Source organism: Tsukamurella hominis (assembly GCF_965137015.1).
Lineage (GTDB): Bacteria > Actinomycetota > Actinomycetes > Mycobacteriales > Mycobacteriaceae > Tsukamurella > Tsukamurella hominis.
On the sequence record NZ_CBCRZG010000002.1, the window covers coordinates 342,653 to 357,512 of the forward strand.

Annotated in this window: 14 protein-coding genes; 13 read left to right on the forward strand and 1 reads right to left on the reverse strand. The window is 71.6% G+C overall.

Annotated features, from left to right (window positions below; genetic code table 11):
• Positions 1–8: 8 nt before the first annotated feature.
• Positions 9–572, forward strand: a complete 564-nt coding sequence (efp, locus tag ACM9LD_RS04235; protein ID WP_224646583.1) for an elongation factor P — start codon at positions 9–11, stop codon at positions 570–572.
• Positions 573–1,070, forward strand: coding sequence for a transcription antitermination factor NusB (nusB, locus tag ACM9LD_RS04240; RefSeq protein ID WP_415675519.1), 498 nt, complete (start codon positions 573–575; stop codon positions 1,068–1,070). It begins immediately after the preceding gene.
• 4 nt (positions 1,071–1,074) lie between these two features.
• On the opposite strand, the gene ACM9LD_RS04245 is transcribed toward nusB, so the two are convergent.
• Positions 1,075–3,072 (reverse strand): FAD-dependent oxidoreductase, encoded by a 1,998-nt coding sequence (locus ACM9LD_RS04245; protein WP_415675520.1) that lies wholly within the window; start codon positions 3,070–3,072, stop codon positions 1,075–1,077.
• Between the two features lie 69 nt (positions 3,073–3,141).
• Here ACM9LD_RS04245 and pyrR point away from each other — a divergent pair, with 69 nt between their 5' ends.
• The 11 genes from pyrR to gmk all read left to right on the forward strand — a co-directional run bounded on the left by pyrR (position 3,142) and on the right by gmk (position 14,806).
• Positions 3,142–3,729, forward strand: coding sequence for a bifunctional pyr operon transcriptional regulator/uracil phosphoribosyltransferase PyrR (pyrR, locus tag ACM9LD_RS04250; RefSeq protein WP_074850698.1), 588 nt, complete (start codon positions 3,142–3,144; stop codon positions 3,727–3,729).
• Positions 3,726–4,682, forward strand: a complete 957-nt coding sequence (locus tag ACM9LD_RS04255) for an aspartate carbamoyltransferase catalytic subunit (protein WP_415675521.1) — start codon at positions 3,726–3,728, stop codon at positions 4,680–4,682. Before pyrR ends, ACM9LD_RS04255 begins: the two co-directional genes overlap by 4 nt.
• Positions 4,683–4,734: 52 nt before the next feature.
• Positions 4,735–6,048: a dihydroorotase gene (locus tag ACM9LD_RS04260; protein WP_415675522.1), complete on the forward strand. Its 1,314-nt coding sequence runs from the start codon at positions 4,735–4,737 to the stop codon at positions 6,046–6,048.
• The gene (locus ACM9LD_RS04265; protein ID WP_082791149.1) at positions 6,045–6,536 is read left to right on the forward strand and encodes a PH-like domain-containing protein; all 492 of its coding nucleotides are present in this window, start codon (positions 6,045–6,047) and stop codon (positions 6,534–6,536) included. Before ACM9LD_RS04260 ends, ACM9LD_RS04265 begins: the two co-directional genes overlap by 4 nt.
• Positions 6,537–7,661: a glutamine-hydrolyzing carbamoyl-phosphate synthase small subunit gene (gene carA / locus ACM9LD_RS04270; RefSeq protein ID WP_415675523.1), complete on the forward strand. Its 1,125-nt coding sequence runs from the start codon at positions 6,537–6,539 to the stop codon at positions 7,659–7,661.
• Positions 7,661–10,990 carry a carbamoyl-phosphate synthase large subunit gene (gene carB / locus ACM9LD_RS04275; protein WP_415675524.1) on the forward strand — a complete coding sequence of 1,110 codons (3,330 nt, stop codon included), beginning with the start codon at positions 7,661–7,663 and terminating at the stop codon, positions 10,988–10,990. The genes carA and carB overlap by 1 nt, the downstream gene beginning before the upstream one ends.
• Positions 10,987–11,781 carry an orotidine-5'-phosphate decarboxylase gene (pyrF, locus tag ACM9LD_RS04280; protein ID WP_415675525.1) on the forward strand — a complete coding sequence of 265 codons (795 nt, stop codon included), beginning with the start codon at positions 10,987–10,989 and terminating at the stop codon, positions 11,779–11,781. Before carB ends, pyrF begins: the two co-directional genes overlap by 4 nt.
• Positions 11,782–11,853: 72 nt before the next feature.
• Positions 11,854–12,336 (forward strand): cation:proton antiporter regulatory subunit, encoded by a 483-nt coding sequence (locus ACM9LD_RS04285; RefSeq protein WP_415675526.1) that lies wholly within the window; start codon positions 11,854–11,856, stop codon positions 12,334–12,336.
• Positions 12,333–13,544 (forward strand): cation:proton antiporter, encoded by a 1,212-nt coding sequence (locus ACM9LD_RS04290; protein ID WP_415675527.1) that lies wholly within the window; start codon positions 12,333–12,335, stop codon positions 13,542–13,544. The genes ACM9LD_RS04285 and ACM9LD_RS04290 overlap by 4 nt, the downstream gene beginning before the upstream one ends.
• A gap of 344 nt (positions 13,545–13,888) precedes the next feature.
• Positions 13,889–14,203, forward strand: coding sequence for an integration host factor, actinobacterial type (gene mihF, locus ACM9LD_RS04295; protein ID WP_068520860.1), 315 nt, complete (start codon positions 13,889–13,891; stop codon positions 14,201–14,203).
• A 6-nt stretch (positions 14,204–14,209) separates the two neighbouring features.
• Positions 14,210–14,806 (forward strand): guanylate kinase, encoded by a 597-nt coding sequence (gmk, locus tag ACM9LD_RS04300; protein WP_415675528.1) that lies wholly within the window; start codon positions 14,210–14,212, stop codon positions 14,804–14,806.
• Positions 14,807–14,860 lie beyond the last annotated feature (54 nt).

Consider the following 14,860-nt stretch of genomic DNA (forward strand, 5'->3'; position numbering starts at 1 on the left):
GACACAACGTGGCATCGACTGCTGATTTCAAGAACGGCCTGGTCCTCAACCAGGAGGGCCAGCTGTGGCAGATCATCGAGTTCCAGCACGTGAAGCCGGGCAAGGGGCCCGCCTTCGTGCGGACGAAGCTGAAGAACGTCGTGTCGGGCAAGACCGTCGACAAGACCTTCAACGCGGGCGTCAAGGTCGAGGTCGCCACCGTCGACCGGCGTGACTTCGACTACCTGTACCACGACGGCTCGGACTACGTGTTCATGGACGCCGAGACCTACGACCAGATCAACCTGGACGACGCCAAGGTGGGCGACGGCGCGAAGTTCCTGCTCGAGAGCATGCGCGTGCAGATCTCGATGCACGAGGGCGAGGCGCTCTTCGTCGAGCTGCCCCTGTCGGCCGAATACGTCGTGCAGCACACCGACCCGGGCCTGCAGGGCGATCGCTCCACCGGCGGCACCAAGCCCGCCACCCTGGAGACCGGCGCCGAGATCAACGTCCCGCTGTTCATCAACACCGGCGACAAGCTCAAGGTCGACACCCGTGACGGCGGCTACCTGGGGCGCGTGAACTCCTAAGTGCCCGAGCAGTCTGACAACCGGCGCCCGAAGAAGTCGGGCGCCCGACACCGGGCGCGCAAGCGCGCCGTCGACCTGCTGTTCGAGGCGGAGGCCCGCGGGCTCACCGATCTCGACGGCCTGCTCGCGGAGCGGCGGCAGCTCGCCGCCGACGACGCCTCCGTCGCCCCGGTGTCCGAGTACACCGCCACGCTGGTCACCGGCGTCGGCCTCGACGGCGACCAGGTCGATTCGGTGATCTCCTCCCACCTCGCGGGCTGGACGCTCACGCGCCTGCCCGCCGTGGACCGGGCGATCCTGCGGATCGCCGTCTGGGAGCTGTTCAACGCCGTCGACGTGCCTCCCGCCGTCGTGGTCGACGAGGCCGTCGAGCTCGCCAAGGAGCTCTCGACGGACGATTCGCCGACCTACCTCAACGGGGTGCTCGGCAAGGTCGCGGCGCTCGCGCCGCAGGTCCGGGCCGCAGCCGCCGCCCAGCCGGCCGACCGCACGGAGTAACCGCTCAGCTCTTGAGGCGCTCCGCGAGGGCGCGGGCGTTGCGCAGCGCGAGGGCCTGCACCACCCCGATGGGGTGCACGCCGCTCGCGGTCGGCAGGGCCGAGGCGTCGGCGATCACCACGTTCGGCACGTCCCACAACGCGCCCTCCGGGTTCGCCGCGCCGCGTCGCTCCGAGGACGCCATCCGGACGGTGCTCATCGGGTCCTGCGCGCCGAGCGCGATCTCGCCGACGCCGTACCCGGCCGCGTGGGAGTGCTCCAGGAACCGCTCGACGGGGCGGTCGCCCGGGACGTGATCGCCCCCGCGCTGCTGGCCGGTGAAGATCCGCCGCGCCCCGGCGGCCTCGAGGATCCGGACCGCGGTGTCCACGCCGGTCCGCAGGTTCGTCCGGTCGGCCTCCGCCAGGTCGTACCGCACGGACGGCTCGCCGGAGGCGTCCATCACCACCTCGCCGGCGCCCCGGTCGCGCAGCACCACCCGCACGATCGACAGGTGCGGGAACTGCCGCATCACGTTGAGGTGCTCGACGGGGTTGCGCCAGGGGACGAAGCTCGCGGCCAGCGCGGGGGTGAGCGGCGCGGTCTCGTAGCGCACGCCGAAGCCCTTGCCGTCGAGGTTCGCGTGCGCATCGCTGAACCGGGTCGACGGCGCTCCGAGCCACGGGTCGACGCTCTCGCCGAACAGCCCGACGGCGGTGGCGGTGGGGTGCAGGTGCAGGTGTTTGCCCACGTGCTGACCGCCGATGCCCGAGCGGGAGAGCAACGCCGGCGTCTCGAAGGCGCCGGCGGCCACCACGACCGCGCTGCAGCGCACCGTGAGCCACGAGCCGCCCGAGGTCCGCGCGATCACCGTGCGGGCGCGCCCGCCCTGCGTCTCGATCGACCGCGCCTGCGCGCCGGTCACGATCCGGGCGCCCTTCTTCTCGGCGTCACGCAGCCAGGTCCGGCCGGCGTCCTGCTTGGCCGCGACCCGGCTCGACGGGCCCCAGCGGCCCTCGGACTCGAAGTCGTCCGCGAGGCTCACGGGCCGCACGGACAGGTCGAGCGCGCGGCAGCCCTTCTCCAGGATCACGTCGCGAGCCGAGGGGGTGCCCGCGCCGTCGGAGACACCCGAGCGCTGCCACACCTCCGCGAGGGCGGCGTCCAGGGAGGCGCCGGTCTCGATGCCCCGCGCCGCCCAGTCGGCGCGGACCTCCTCCGGCGGGAGGAAGTAGCCGCCGTGCGAGACGGTCGTGCCCCCGCCGAGGCAGCGCGAGGTGAGCAGGTAGGACTGCGCGTTCTCGGTCCAGAACGGTCCCGGCGCGTACAGCTGGTCGAGGTTGTCGAGGTCGGAGTCGCCCACCTCGGTGGGGGAGACGTAGTCGCCGCGCTCGAGGACCAGCACGTCGAGCCCGGCCTCGGCGAGCGCCGCAGCGGCCACCGCGCCGCCCGCGCCCGATCCGATCACCACCACGTCGCACGCGGTCGACGCGTCGATCTCGTAGCGCGCGGGGGAGAGCGGACGCTGCGCGCGCAGGGCCCGGGCGCGCGGCTTCTTCATCGGCGCCTGCCGCGGATAGCCGATCGCGGCCATCAGCTCGGAGCCCGGGCCGTGGTCGCCGTCGGCCCCGCCCGCCGCGTAGTACGCGAGCAGCGCGATGTTGCGCAGGCGCTTGAACAGCATCCGCTTCTGCACGAACCGCGACCGCGACAGATCGATGAGGACGCGCTCGCGCTCGGCGGCCGAGAGATCGGCGAAGCGCTGCCCGCGCGTGCCCAGCACAGTGGTGCAGAACACCCGGTTGTCGAAGAGTGACAGGGACTGCGCGAGCGTGATGCCGTCGCTGTCGCGCGGGCTGCGGTCGGCATAGGAAACCGCCAGGTCACCGGCCCGCAGGTCGCTCGCCGAGGGGATGGCGACCCCGTCTCCGGGGGCGAAGGAATCGACGATGGCGGACAGCGTCGTGCGTTGCCTGGTCGACAATTCCATGACCTGAACGTACTGGTATGCTTCGTCTTGCATCAAGGCATCCTTTTCAGTCCGTCCAGAGAGGCGGAGCGAGCCGTCCGGAGAGGCGGAGAAGGAGGTCACGTGGCTCGGGAACTCATGTCCGCGGCCGATGTCACCCGAACGGTGGCTCGGATCGCGCATCAGATCATCGAGAAGACGGCCTTAGACACCAGGGCCGCGGGTGATGAATCGCATCCCCGCGTTGTCATCTTCGGCATCCCTACGCGCGGTGCGGTTCTCGCCGCCCGGCTGGCTGCCGACATCGAGGAGTTCTCCGGCGTGGCGGTGCCCGTCGGCCACCTCGACATCACTCTCTACCGCGACGATCTGCGGCACAAGCCGCACCGTCCGCTCGAGCGCACCACGGTGCCGCCGCAGGGGGTCGACGGTGCGCTGGTCATCCTCGTCGACGACGTCCTGTTCTCGGGCCGGACGGTGCGCGCCGCGCTCGACTCCCTGCGCGACATCGGGCGCCCCGCCGCGGTCCAGCTCGCGGTCCTCGTCGACCGCGGCCACCGGCAGCTGCCGATCCGCGCCGACTACGTGGGCAAGAACATCCCCACCTCCCGCCAGGAGGACGTGCAGGTGCGGCTGCAGGAGAAGGACGGCGAGGACGCCGTGGTGATCTCCGAGCTGCCGGACCCGGAGACGAAGGAGGGCGCGTCGTGACCAAGCACCTGCTCTCCGCGGCGGACCTGAGCCGCGCCGAGGCCGAGGAGATCCTCGACGAGGCGGACCGGCTGCAGCAGGCGCTCATGGGCCGTGAGGTCAAGAAGCTGCCCACGCTGCGCGGCCGCACCGTGATGACGGTCTTCTACGAGAACTCCACGCGCACCCGCGTCTCCTTCGAGGTGGCGGGCAAATGGATGAGCGCCGACGTGATCAACGTCTCCGCGTCCGGCAGTTCCGTCGCCAAGGGCGAGTCGCTGCGCGACACCGCGCTCACCCTGCACGCGGCGGGCGCCGACGCGCTGATCGTCCGGCACCCGGCCTCCGGTGCGGCGCAACAGATCGCCGCGTGGACGAACTCGGCCGCCGCGCTCGACGGCCTCCCCGGCCCGGTCGTCATCAACGCCGGTGACGGCATGCACGAGCACCCGACCCAGGCCCTGCTCGACGCGCTCACCCTGCGCCAGCGGCTCGGCGGCCTCGAGGGCCGCCGCGTCGCCATCGTCGGCGACGTGCTGCACAGCCGCGTCGCCCGGTCCAACGCGCTCCTGCTGTCGACGCTCGGCGCCGAGGTCGTGCTCGTCGCGCCGCGCACCCTCCTGCCGGTGGGCGTGGAGACCTGGCCGGTCACCGTCGCCGACTCGCTCGAGGCCGAGCTGCCCGGCGCCGACGCCGTGATGATGCTGCGCGTGCAGGCCGAGCGGATGAACGGAGGCTTCTTCCCCAGCGAGCGCGAGTACTCCGTGCGCTTCGGCCTCAACCCCCAGCGCGCCGCCCTGCTGCCCGACCACGCCGTCGTGCTGCACCCCGGGCCGATGCTGCGCGGCATGGAGATCGGCTACTCGGTGGCCGACTCCGCGCAGGCCGCGATCCTGCAGCAGGTCAACAACGGCGTGCACGTCCGCATGGCGGTGCTCTTCCACCTTCTGGCCAAAGAAGGGGGTGCGGTATGACGACCGCTCATCCCGGCACTGCCCACTACTCGCGGGATGGAGGATCTCCCGAATGAGCCTGCTGCTCACCGACGTCCGCCCCTACGGCGAGGGCGATCCCGTCGACGTCGCGATCGCCGGCGGCGAGATCACCGCCATCGGAACATCTCTCGCGCCGGCCGCAGGCGCCGAGGTCATCGACGGCGGCGGGAAGGTCCTGCTGCCCGGCTTCGTCGACCTGCACACGCATCTGCGCGAGCCCGGTCGTGAGGACACCGAGACCATCGAGTCCGGTTCCGCCGCCGCCGCGCTCGGCGGCTACACCGCCGTGTTCGCCATGGCGAACACGAGCCCGGTCGCCGACTCGGCCGTGGTCACCGACCACGTGTACCGCCGCGGGCAGGAGGTCGGCCTCGTCGACGTGCACCCCGTCGGCGCCGTCACCGTCGGCCTGAAGGGCGAGAAGCTCGCCGAGATGGGCATGATGGCAGCCGGCCCCGGACGGGTGCGGGTGTTCTCCGATGACGGTGTCTGCGTGTCGGATCCGCTGCTCATGCGCCGCGCGCTGGAGTACTCGGCGTCGCTGGGCGTGGTCATCGCGCAGCACGCCGAGGAGCCGCGCCTGACCAAGGGGGCCGTGGCGCACGAGGGCCCCGAGGCGGCGCGCCTCGGCCTCACCGGGTGGCCGCGCGCCGCCGAGGAGGCGATCGTCGCCCGCGACGCGCTGCTGGCCCGCGACGCCGGTGCGCGCGTGCACATCTGCCACGCCTCCACGGCGGGCACCGTCGAGCTCCTGACGTGGGCCAAGGAGCAGGGCATCGCGATCACCGCCGAGGTGACCCCGCACCACCTGCTGCTCGACGACTCGCGGCTGCAGACCTACGACGCGGTGAACCGGGTGAACCCGCCGCTGCGCGAGGCGTCCGACGTGGCCGCGCTGCGGAAGGCGCTGCGGGACGGCGTGATCGACTGCGTCGCCACCGATCACGCGCCGCACGCCGACCAGGACAAGTGCTGCGAGTTCGCCGCCGCCCGCCCCGGCATGCTGGGACTGGAGACGGCGCTGGCGATCGTCGCGCAGGTCTCCGTCGAGCCCGGCGACCTGAGCTGGCGCGACGTGGCGCGGGTGATGAGCGAGAAGCCCGCACAGATCGCGCGCCTGGACGACCACGGCCGGCCGATCGGCGTGGGCGAGCCCGCGAACCTGACGCTCGTCGACCCCGACCTGGGGTGGACGGTCCGCGCGGACGAGCTCGCGAGCCGCTCGCGCAACACCCCGTTCGCCGAGCTGAGCTTCCGGGCCAAGCCCGTGCTCACCGTGCTCCGCGGCCGGGTCACCGCCCGCGACGGGGTGGCCGCGCAGCCGGGGACCGGGGTGCGGGCGTGAGCGTCAGCGACTTCGCCACGCTGCTGCTCGTGCTCGTGGTGCTCGCCGGCCTGTTCTCACTGATGGCACTGGGCTGGCGCCGCCGCGGGCAGCGCCAGGCCGCGTCGGTGGGCGAGATCCCCAGCACCCCGGAGCAGCTCAGCGAGCTGGTCTTCGGCCCGGTGTCCGGCGTGTACGTCGGCAGCACCGTTGCGCCGCACTGGCAGGACCGGGTGGCGGTGGGGGACTGGGGCTACCGGGCCACGGTGAACCTGAGCCGCTACGCCGACGGCTACCTGATGGAGCGCGGCCGCGGCAATCCGATGTGGATCGCCGACGAGCACCTGGTGGAGGTGCGGCGCGCCTCCAAGCTGGCCGGCAAGGTCATGCCCGGCGACGGACTGCTGGTGTTCCGGTGGGAGCTGCCCACCGGCACCGTCGTGGACACGGGCTTCCGCGCCGACGACAAGACGACGTATCGAAAACTGATGGACGTGAGGGAAAGTTAGATGGCTGCCGACAACAAAGCACTGCTGGTCCTGGAGGACGGAACCGTGCACCGCGGAGTCGAGTTCGGCGCCGTCGGGCAGACCCTCGGCGAGGCCGTCTTCTGCACCGCGATGACCGGCTACCAGGAGACGCTGACCGACCCGTCGTACGCGCGACAGATCGTGGTGGCCACGGCCCCGCAGATCGGCAACACCGGCTGGAACGACGAGGACGACGAGTCGCGCGGCGACAAGATCTGGGTCGCCGGCTACGCCGTGCGCAACCCCACCCGCCGGGTGAGCAACTGGCGCGCCAGCGGCACCCTCGAGGGCGAGCTGGTGGACCAGGGCGTCGTCGGCATCGCCGGCATCGACACGCGCGCGCTGGTGCGCCGCCTCCGCGACCACGGATCCATGCGCGCCGGCGTCTTCTCCGGCGAGGCGCTCGCCTCCGAGGCCGAGCTGCTCGACCGGGTGCGGGAGCAGCCGTCCATGAAGGGGCAGAACCTGATCGGCGAGGTCTCGACCACCGAGTCCTACACGATCGAGCCCGACGGCGACGTCCGCTTCACCGTCGTCGCCGTCGACCTCGGCATCAAGACCAACACCCCGCGCATGTTCGCCGAGCGCGGCATGCGGGTGCACGTGGTGCCCTCCACGATCACGCTCGACGAGGTGCGGTCCTTCAACCCGGACGGCTTCTTCCTCTCCAACGGCCCCGGCGACCCCGCCACGGCCGCGCACGAGGTGGAGCTCACCCGCGGCGTCCTGGACGCCGGCCTGCCGCTGTTCGGCATCTGCCTCGGCAACCAGCTCCTGGGCCGCGCCTTCGGCCTCGAGACCTACAAGATGAAGTTCGGCCACCGCGGCATCAACATCCCGGTGGTGGAGCACACCACCGGCCGGATCTCGATCACCGCGCAGAACCACGGTTTCGCCCTCGAGGGCGAGCGCGGCGCCGAGTTCGACACCCCGTTCGGCCGCGGCCGCGTCAGCCACGTGTGCGCCAACGACGGGGTCGTGGAGGGCGTCGAGCTGCTCGACGGGCGCGCCTTCTCCGTCCAGTACCACCCGGAGGCAGCGGCGGGTCCGCACGACGCCGCCTACCTCTTCGACAAGTTCGCCACCGTTATGGGAGAGAAGTAATGCCGCGCCGCACAGACATCCAGCACGTCCTGGTGATCGGCTCGGGCCCGATCGTGATCGGCCAGGCCTGCGAGTTCGACTACTCGGGCACCCAGGCCTGCCGCGTGCTGCGCGCCGAGGGCCTGCGCGTCTCGCTGGTGAACTCGAACCCGGCGACGATCATGACGGACCCCGAGTTCGCGGACGCCACCTACATCGAGCCCATCACGCCGGAGTACATCGAGAAGGTCATCATCGCCGAGCGCGACAAGGGCTTCCCGATCGACGCGGTGCTCGCCACCCTCGGCGGTCAGACCGCGCTCAACGCCGCCGTCGGCCTGCACGAGCAGGGCATCCTCGACAAGTACGGCATCAGCCTCATCGGCGCCGACTTCGACGCCATCCAGCGCGGCGAGGACCGGCAGAAGTTCAAGGACATCGTCGCCAAGATCGGCGGCGAGTCCGCCCGGTCCAAGGTCTGTTTCACCCTGGACGAGTGCAAGGAGACGGTCGCCGACCTCGGGTACCCGGTCGTCGTGCGGCCCTCCTTCACCATGGGCGGCCTCGGCTCCGGCATGGCCTACGACGAGGCCGACCTGATCCGCATCGCCGGCGCGGGCCTCGCCGCCTCGCCGACCGCGAACGTGCTCATCGAGGAGTCGATCCTCGGCTGGAAGGAGTACGAGCTCGAGCTCATGCGCGACGGCCGCGACAACGTGGTGGTCGTCTGCTCCATCGAGAACGTCGACCCCGTCGGCGTGCACACCGGCGACTCGGTGACGGTGGCGCCGGCCATGACCCTCACCGACCGCGAGTACCAGATCATGCGCGACCAGTCGATCGCGATCCTCCGCGAGGTGGGCGTCGACACCGGCGGCTGCAACATCCAGTTCGCGCAGGACCCGCGCGACGGCCGACTGGTCACCATCGAGATGAACCCGCGCGTCTCGCGCTCGTCCGCGCTGGCGTCCAAGGCCACCGGCTTCCCGATCGCCAAGATCGCCGCGAAGCTCGCCGTGGGCTACACGCTGGACGAGATCCTCAACGACATCACCGGCGAGACCCCCGCGTGCTTCGAGCCGACGCTCGACTACGTCGTGGTCAAGGCGCCGCGCTTCGCCTTCGAGAAGTTCCCCGGCGCCGACGACACGCTCACCACCACGATGAAGTCCGTGGGCGAGGCCATGAGCCTGGGCCGCAGCTTCGCCGAGGCCTTCGGCAAGGTCATGCGCTCGCTGGAGACCAAGCGCCACGGCTTCTGGACGGGCTCGCCCGTCGAGGGGGCTCTGGATGAACTCCTCGAGGAGATCAAGACTCCGAAGGACGGCCGGTTCTACCTGATCGGCCGCGCCTTCGAGCTGGGCGCCACCGTGGAGCAGGTCTTCGACGCCACCGCGATCGACCCCTGGTTCCTCGAGGAGATCAAGGCCGTCATCGACCTCGGTGCGGACGTCCGCGACGGCGACCTCACGCCCGACCTGGTGCGGCTGGCCAAGACCCACGGCTTCTCCGACCTGCAGATCGCCGAGCTGCGGGGCATGAGCGAGGACGAGGTCCGCGCCTTCCGCCACGAGCACGGCGTGCGGCCGGTCTACAAGACCGTCGACACCTGCGCCGCCGAGTTCGAGGCGAAGACCCCGTACCACTACAGCAGCTACGAGCTCGACCCTTCGGCGACCACCGAGGTGGCCCCGCAGACGGAGCGGCCCAAGGTGCTCATCCTCGGCTCGGGCCCGAACCGCATCGGCCAGGGCATCGAGTTCGACTACTCGTGCGTCCACGCCGCGCTCACGCTGAGCGAGGCCGGCTACGAGACCGTGATGATCAACTGCAACCCGGAGACGGTCTCCACCGACTACGACACCGCGGACCGCCTGTACTTCGAGCCGCTGACCTTCGAGGACGTCCTCGAGGTGTACCACTCGGAGCAGCGCTCCGGCGAGGGCGGCCCGGGCGTCGTCGGCGTCATCGTGCAGCTCGGCGGGCAGACGCCGCTCGGCCTGGCCGCGCGCCTCAAGGCCGCGGGCCTGCCGATCGTCGGCACCTCGCCCGAGGCGATCGACCTCGCGGAGGACCGCGGCGAGTTCGGCCGCGTGCTCACCGAGGCGGGCCTGCCGGCGCCGAAGTTCGGCACCGCCACCACCGCCGACGGTGCCCGCGACGTCGCGGCCGGCATCGGCTACCCCGTGCTCGTGCGCCCCTCGTACGTGCTCGGCGGCCGCGGCATGGAGATCGTCTACGACGAGCAGGCGCTCCTCGACTACATCTCCCGCGCCACGGAGCTCGCCCCCGACCGCCCCGTTCTGGTGGACCGGTTCCTGGAGGACGCCGTCGAGATCGACGTCGACGCCCTGTGCGACGCCACCGGCGAGGTCTTCATCGGCGGCATCATGGAGCACATCGAGGAGGCCGGCATCCACTCCGGCGACTCGGCGTGCACCCTGCCGCCCACCACGCTGGGCCGCGCCGACATCGACGCGGTGCGCGCCGCCACCGAGGCCCTCGCGCGCGGTATCGGCGTCCACGGCCTGATGAACGTGCAGTACGCCCTGAAGGACGACGTGCTCTACGTCCTCGAGGCCAACCCCCGCGCCTCGCGCACCGTGCCCTTCGTCTCGAAGGCCACCGCGGTGCAGCTGGCGAAGGCCTGCGCGCGCGTCATGCTCGGCCAGACGATCGCCGAGCTGCGCGAGCAGCAGATCCTGCCCGCGCAGGGCGACGGCTCGCAGATGCCGATCGATGCGCCGGTCTCCGTCAAGGAGGCCGTGCTGCCGTTCAACCGCTTCCGGCGCGCGGACGGCACCGGCGTCGACTCGCTGCTCTCGCCCGAGATGAAGTCCACCGGCGAGGTGATGGGCGTCGACCGAGACTTCGGCACCGCCTTCGCCAAGTCGCAGACGGCGATCAGCGGCTCGCTGCCCGCCACCGGCAACGTCTTCGTCTCGGTCGCGAACAAGGACAAGCGTGCGCTGATCTTCCCGATCAAGCGCCTCGCCGACCTCGGCTTCTCCATCCTCGCCACGGAGGGCACCGCGGACGTGCTGCGGCGCAACGGCGTCCAGGTGGAGACCGTGCTCAAGCACTCCGACGTGATCCCCGAGGGCGAGCAGTCCATCGTCGAGAAGATCAAGGCCGGCGACGTGGGCCTGATCATCAACACCCCCTACGGCAACGCCGGGCCGCGCGTCGACGGCTACGAGATCCGCACCGCCGCGGTGCAGGCCTCCGTGCCGTGCGTGACCACGGTGCAGGGCGCCTCGGCCGCCGTCCAGGGCATCGAGGCCGCGCTGCGCGGCGGCATCGGCGTCAAGAGCCTGCAGGACATGCACGCGGCGCTGGTGAACCGGTGACCTTCGCCGCGCGCGTCACCACCGCCGCCTCCGCCCGGGGGCGGCTGGTGGTGGGGATCGATCCGCACCCGCCGCTGCTCGCCGCGTGGGGCCTGTCCGACGACGCCGCCGGCGTGCGGGCCTTTGGCCTGCGCTGCGCCGAGGCCTTCGCAGGAGAGGTCGGCTTCGTCAAGCCGCAGGTCGCCTTCTTCGAGCAGTTCGGCGCCGCCGGCATGCTCGCGCTGGAGGAGGTCATGGCCGCGTGCCGCGAGGCCGGTGCCGTGGTGATCGCCGACGCGAAACGCGGCGACATCGGCTCCACCATGGCGGGCTACGCGCGCGCCTGGCTCGGCGACTCGCCGCTGTCGGCCGACGCGGTGACCCTCTCGCCGTACCTCGGCTACGGCTCGCTGCGGCCCGCGATCGACGCGGCCCGCGCCGCCGGGCGCGGCGTCTTCGTCCTCGCGCGCACCTCCAACCCCGAGGGGGCGCAGGTGCAGGCCGACGGCGTCGGGCAGCGCATCGTCGACGATGCGCGGGCCGACAACGCCGACGGTGCCGGCACCGTCGGCCTCGTCGTCGGGGCGACCCGCGAGCACGGGCTCGACCTCGACGGCCTGAACGCGCCGATCCTCGCGCCCGGGCTGGGCGCGCAGGGCGCGACCCCGGCGGACCTCGCGGCGATCTTCGGCCCGGGCGCGACGGTGCTACCCAACTCGTCGCGGCAGGTGCTCGGCGCGGGCCCGGACGCGGCCGCGCTGCGGTCCGCGGCGTTGACGGTGCGCGACGAGGTCGAGCGCGCCCTCGGCTGATCGGCGTCCCGGCGGATCCCGTCCTGGCCCGATCGCGTCCTCGCCCGATCGGCCGGGGCTATCGTCGACGGGGTGAACGTCGATGTGACACCGCTCCCCGGCATCGGAGTGCGCAAGGACTTCGAGCTCGCCACCGGCCGGCGCGTCGGAGTGGTGGCGCACCGCGACGGCACCGTCGAACTGTTCCTCTCGGAACGCGACGATCCCGACGCGAGCGCCGCCCAGGTGCCCCTGTCCGGCGAGGAGGCCGGCGTCCTCGCGAACCTCCTGGGCGCGCCGCAGCTGGTCAACCAGTTGCGCGCCGACCAGCGCGACCTCGAGGGCATCAACACCCGGCAGTTGCCGATCCTCGCCGGCTCGCCCTACGACGGCCGGACGCTGGGGGAGACCCAGATGCGGACCCGGACGAAGGTCTCGCTCGTGGCGGTCATGCGGGCGGGCGAGGTGCAGCCCTCGCCCGGCCCCGAGTTCGTCTTCACCGCGGGGGATCTGCTCGTCGTCGTCGGGACGGCCGAGGGGCTCGAGGCCGCCGCGCAGATCCTGACGCACGGGTGACCCTCCACCTCGACGAGAACACGGTCGCGCTGATCGAGCTCGGCGCAGTCTTCTTCGTGCTGGGCTTCCTCGGCCGCGCCGCCACCAAGGTGGGCGTCTCGCCGATCCCGCTGTACCTGATCGGCGGCCTGGCCTTCGGCGTCGGCGGCGTGATCCCGCTCGGCGAGGCCTCGGACTTCAGTCGCACCGCCGGCGAGATCGGCGTGATCCTCCTGCTCCTCATGCTCGGCCTCGAGTACACCGCGGCCGAGCTCACCACGGGGCTGCGGCAGTCCTGGCTGGCAGGCGTGCTCGACATCGTGCTCAACGCCACCCCGGGCGCGATCGTGGCGCTGGCGCTCGGCTGGGGGGCGACGGGGGCGCTCGTGCTCGCGGGCGTCACCTACATCTCGTCGTCGGGCATCGCCGCGAAGGTCCTCAGCGACCTGGGCCGGCTCGGCAACCGCGAGACGCCCGTCGTGCTCTCGGTGCTGGTGTTCGAAGACCTGGCGATGGCGGTGTACCTGCCGATCCTCACCGCGGTGCTGGCCGGGATCGGGATCATGGGCGAGATCTCCGCGGTGACGATCGCGGTCGTCGTGGTCACCGTGGTGCTGATCTCCGCGGTCAAATACGGGCACCGCGTCTCGGCGCTGGTCTACAGCGACGACCGCGAGGTCTTCCTGCTCAAGCTCATCGGCGCCGCGCTGCTGGTGGCGGGCGTGGCGTCGGCGCTGCAGGTCTCGGCCGCGGTCGGCGCCTTCCTGCTCGGGATCGCGATCTCCGGGTCGATCGCGCACGAGGCGACCCGCCTGCTCGAGCCGCTGCGCGACCTCTTCGCGGCGCTGTTCTTCGTGGTCTTCGGCCTGAACACCGACCCGCGCGCCATCCCGCCCGTTCTCGGCTGGGCGGTGCTGCTGGCCGTGATCACCGCGGCCACCAAGCTCGCGACCGGCTGGTGGGCGGCGCGGCGGGTCGGGGTCAAGCGGATGGGCCGGGCCCGGGCGGGCGCGGCCCTCGTTGCGCGCGGGGAGTTCTCCATCGTCATCGCCGGCCTCGCCGTCGCCGCCGGCGCGGTGGACGGCCGCCTTGCGGCGCTGGCGACGACGTACGTCCTGATCATGGCCGTCGTGGGGCCGATCCTCGCCCGCGTCGTCGAGCCCGCGGTCCGGGCGGGGGAGCGCGCGGTGCGACGGGTGCGCTCCGGCCCCACGCCGTCGGCGGGCTGAACGCCGCGGATCGTCCCGGAGACGAGCGGGAACGGGCCGCCGACACGCCCGGGCCCGTCGCGAACTCCAGCTATTTTCGCAGGTCACATGAGTTTCACCCGTCACATCGGCGAGTTGCTTCTGGTGCGGTCCTACCGTTCTGAAAGCATTGTGGTGCAACGGTTCTCGATTGCAATGCACATCATGTGCAGTGGTGCGCGCCGCCGGGCTCCGGGGACGCCTACATCACCGCCAAACCGCAGGTGAGAGGGGGGTGGGGTTCCCATCCCGAGCGAATCGTGGGTACCGTCGCAGGAGTCGCAAGTTCGCGGCAAAGACCTAAGTACATCGAAGACGGAGGAATCGTGGCCCTTCCCCAGTTGACCGACGAGCAGCGCGCCGCTGCTCTGGAGAAGGCAGCTGCCGCTCGTCGTGCACGCGCCGAGCTGAAGAACCGGCTGAAGAGCGGCGGCACCACCCTGCAGCAGGTGCTGAAGGACGCGGAGACCGATGAGGTTCTCGGCAAGATGAAGGTCTCGGCACTGCTCGAGGCGCTTCCCAAGGTGGGCAAGGTCAAGGCTCAGGAGCTGATGACCGAGCTCGAGATCGCCCCCACCCGCCGCGTGCGCGGTCTGGGCGACCGGCAGCGCAAGGCGCTGCTCGAGAAGTTCTCCGCCTGACACGTAGTGTCCGGAGAAGTTCCCGCGGGCCGGAGGGGCCGACTGGTTGTACTGGTCGGCCCCTCCGCCGTCGGTAAGTCGTCTGTGGTCGGCAAGCTCCGCTCGGAGGTTCCCGACCTGTTCTTCTCGGTGTCCGCCACCACGCGCGATCCGCGCCCCGGTGAGGTGGACGGCCGGGACTACCACTTCGTCGGTGACGGTGGCTTCGACCGCCTGATCGCCGACGGTGCGCTCCTCGAGTGGGCGGAGATCCACGGGGGGCTGCAGCGGTCGGGGACGCCCGCGCAGCCCGTGTACGAGGCGCTCGAGGCCGGACGGCCGGTGCTGGTCGAGGTGGATCTCGCCGGGGCGGCCAGTGTGAAGGAGGCGCTGCCGGAGGCGGTCACCGTCTTCCTGAGCCCGCCGAGCTGGGAGGAGCTGGAGCGCCGGCTGCGCGGCCGGGGCACCGAGAGCGCCGAGAAGATCGAGCGCCGGCTCGAGACCGCGCGGGCCGAGATGGCCACGCGGGACGACTACGACGCGGTGGTCGTGAACGACGACTTGGACCGCGCCGTGTCGGATTTGGTATCCTTGCTGGTCGGCGCCGGCGACCCGACGGCCTAGCCCTGCCGCCTTGCGGGCGTAGACTGGGCGGACCAGCGATAATCGTGAAGTTTG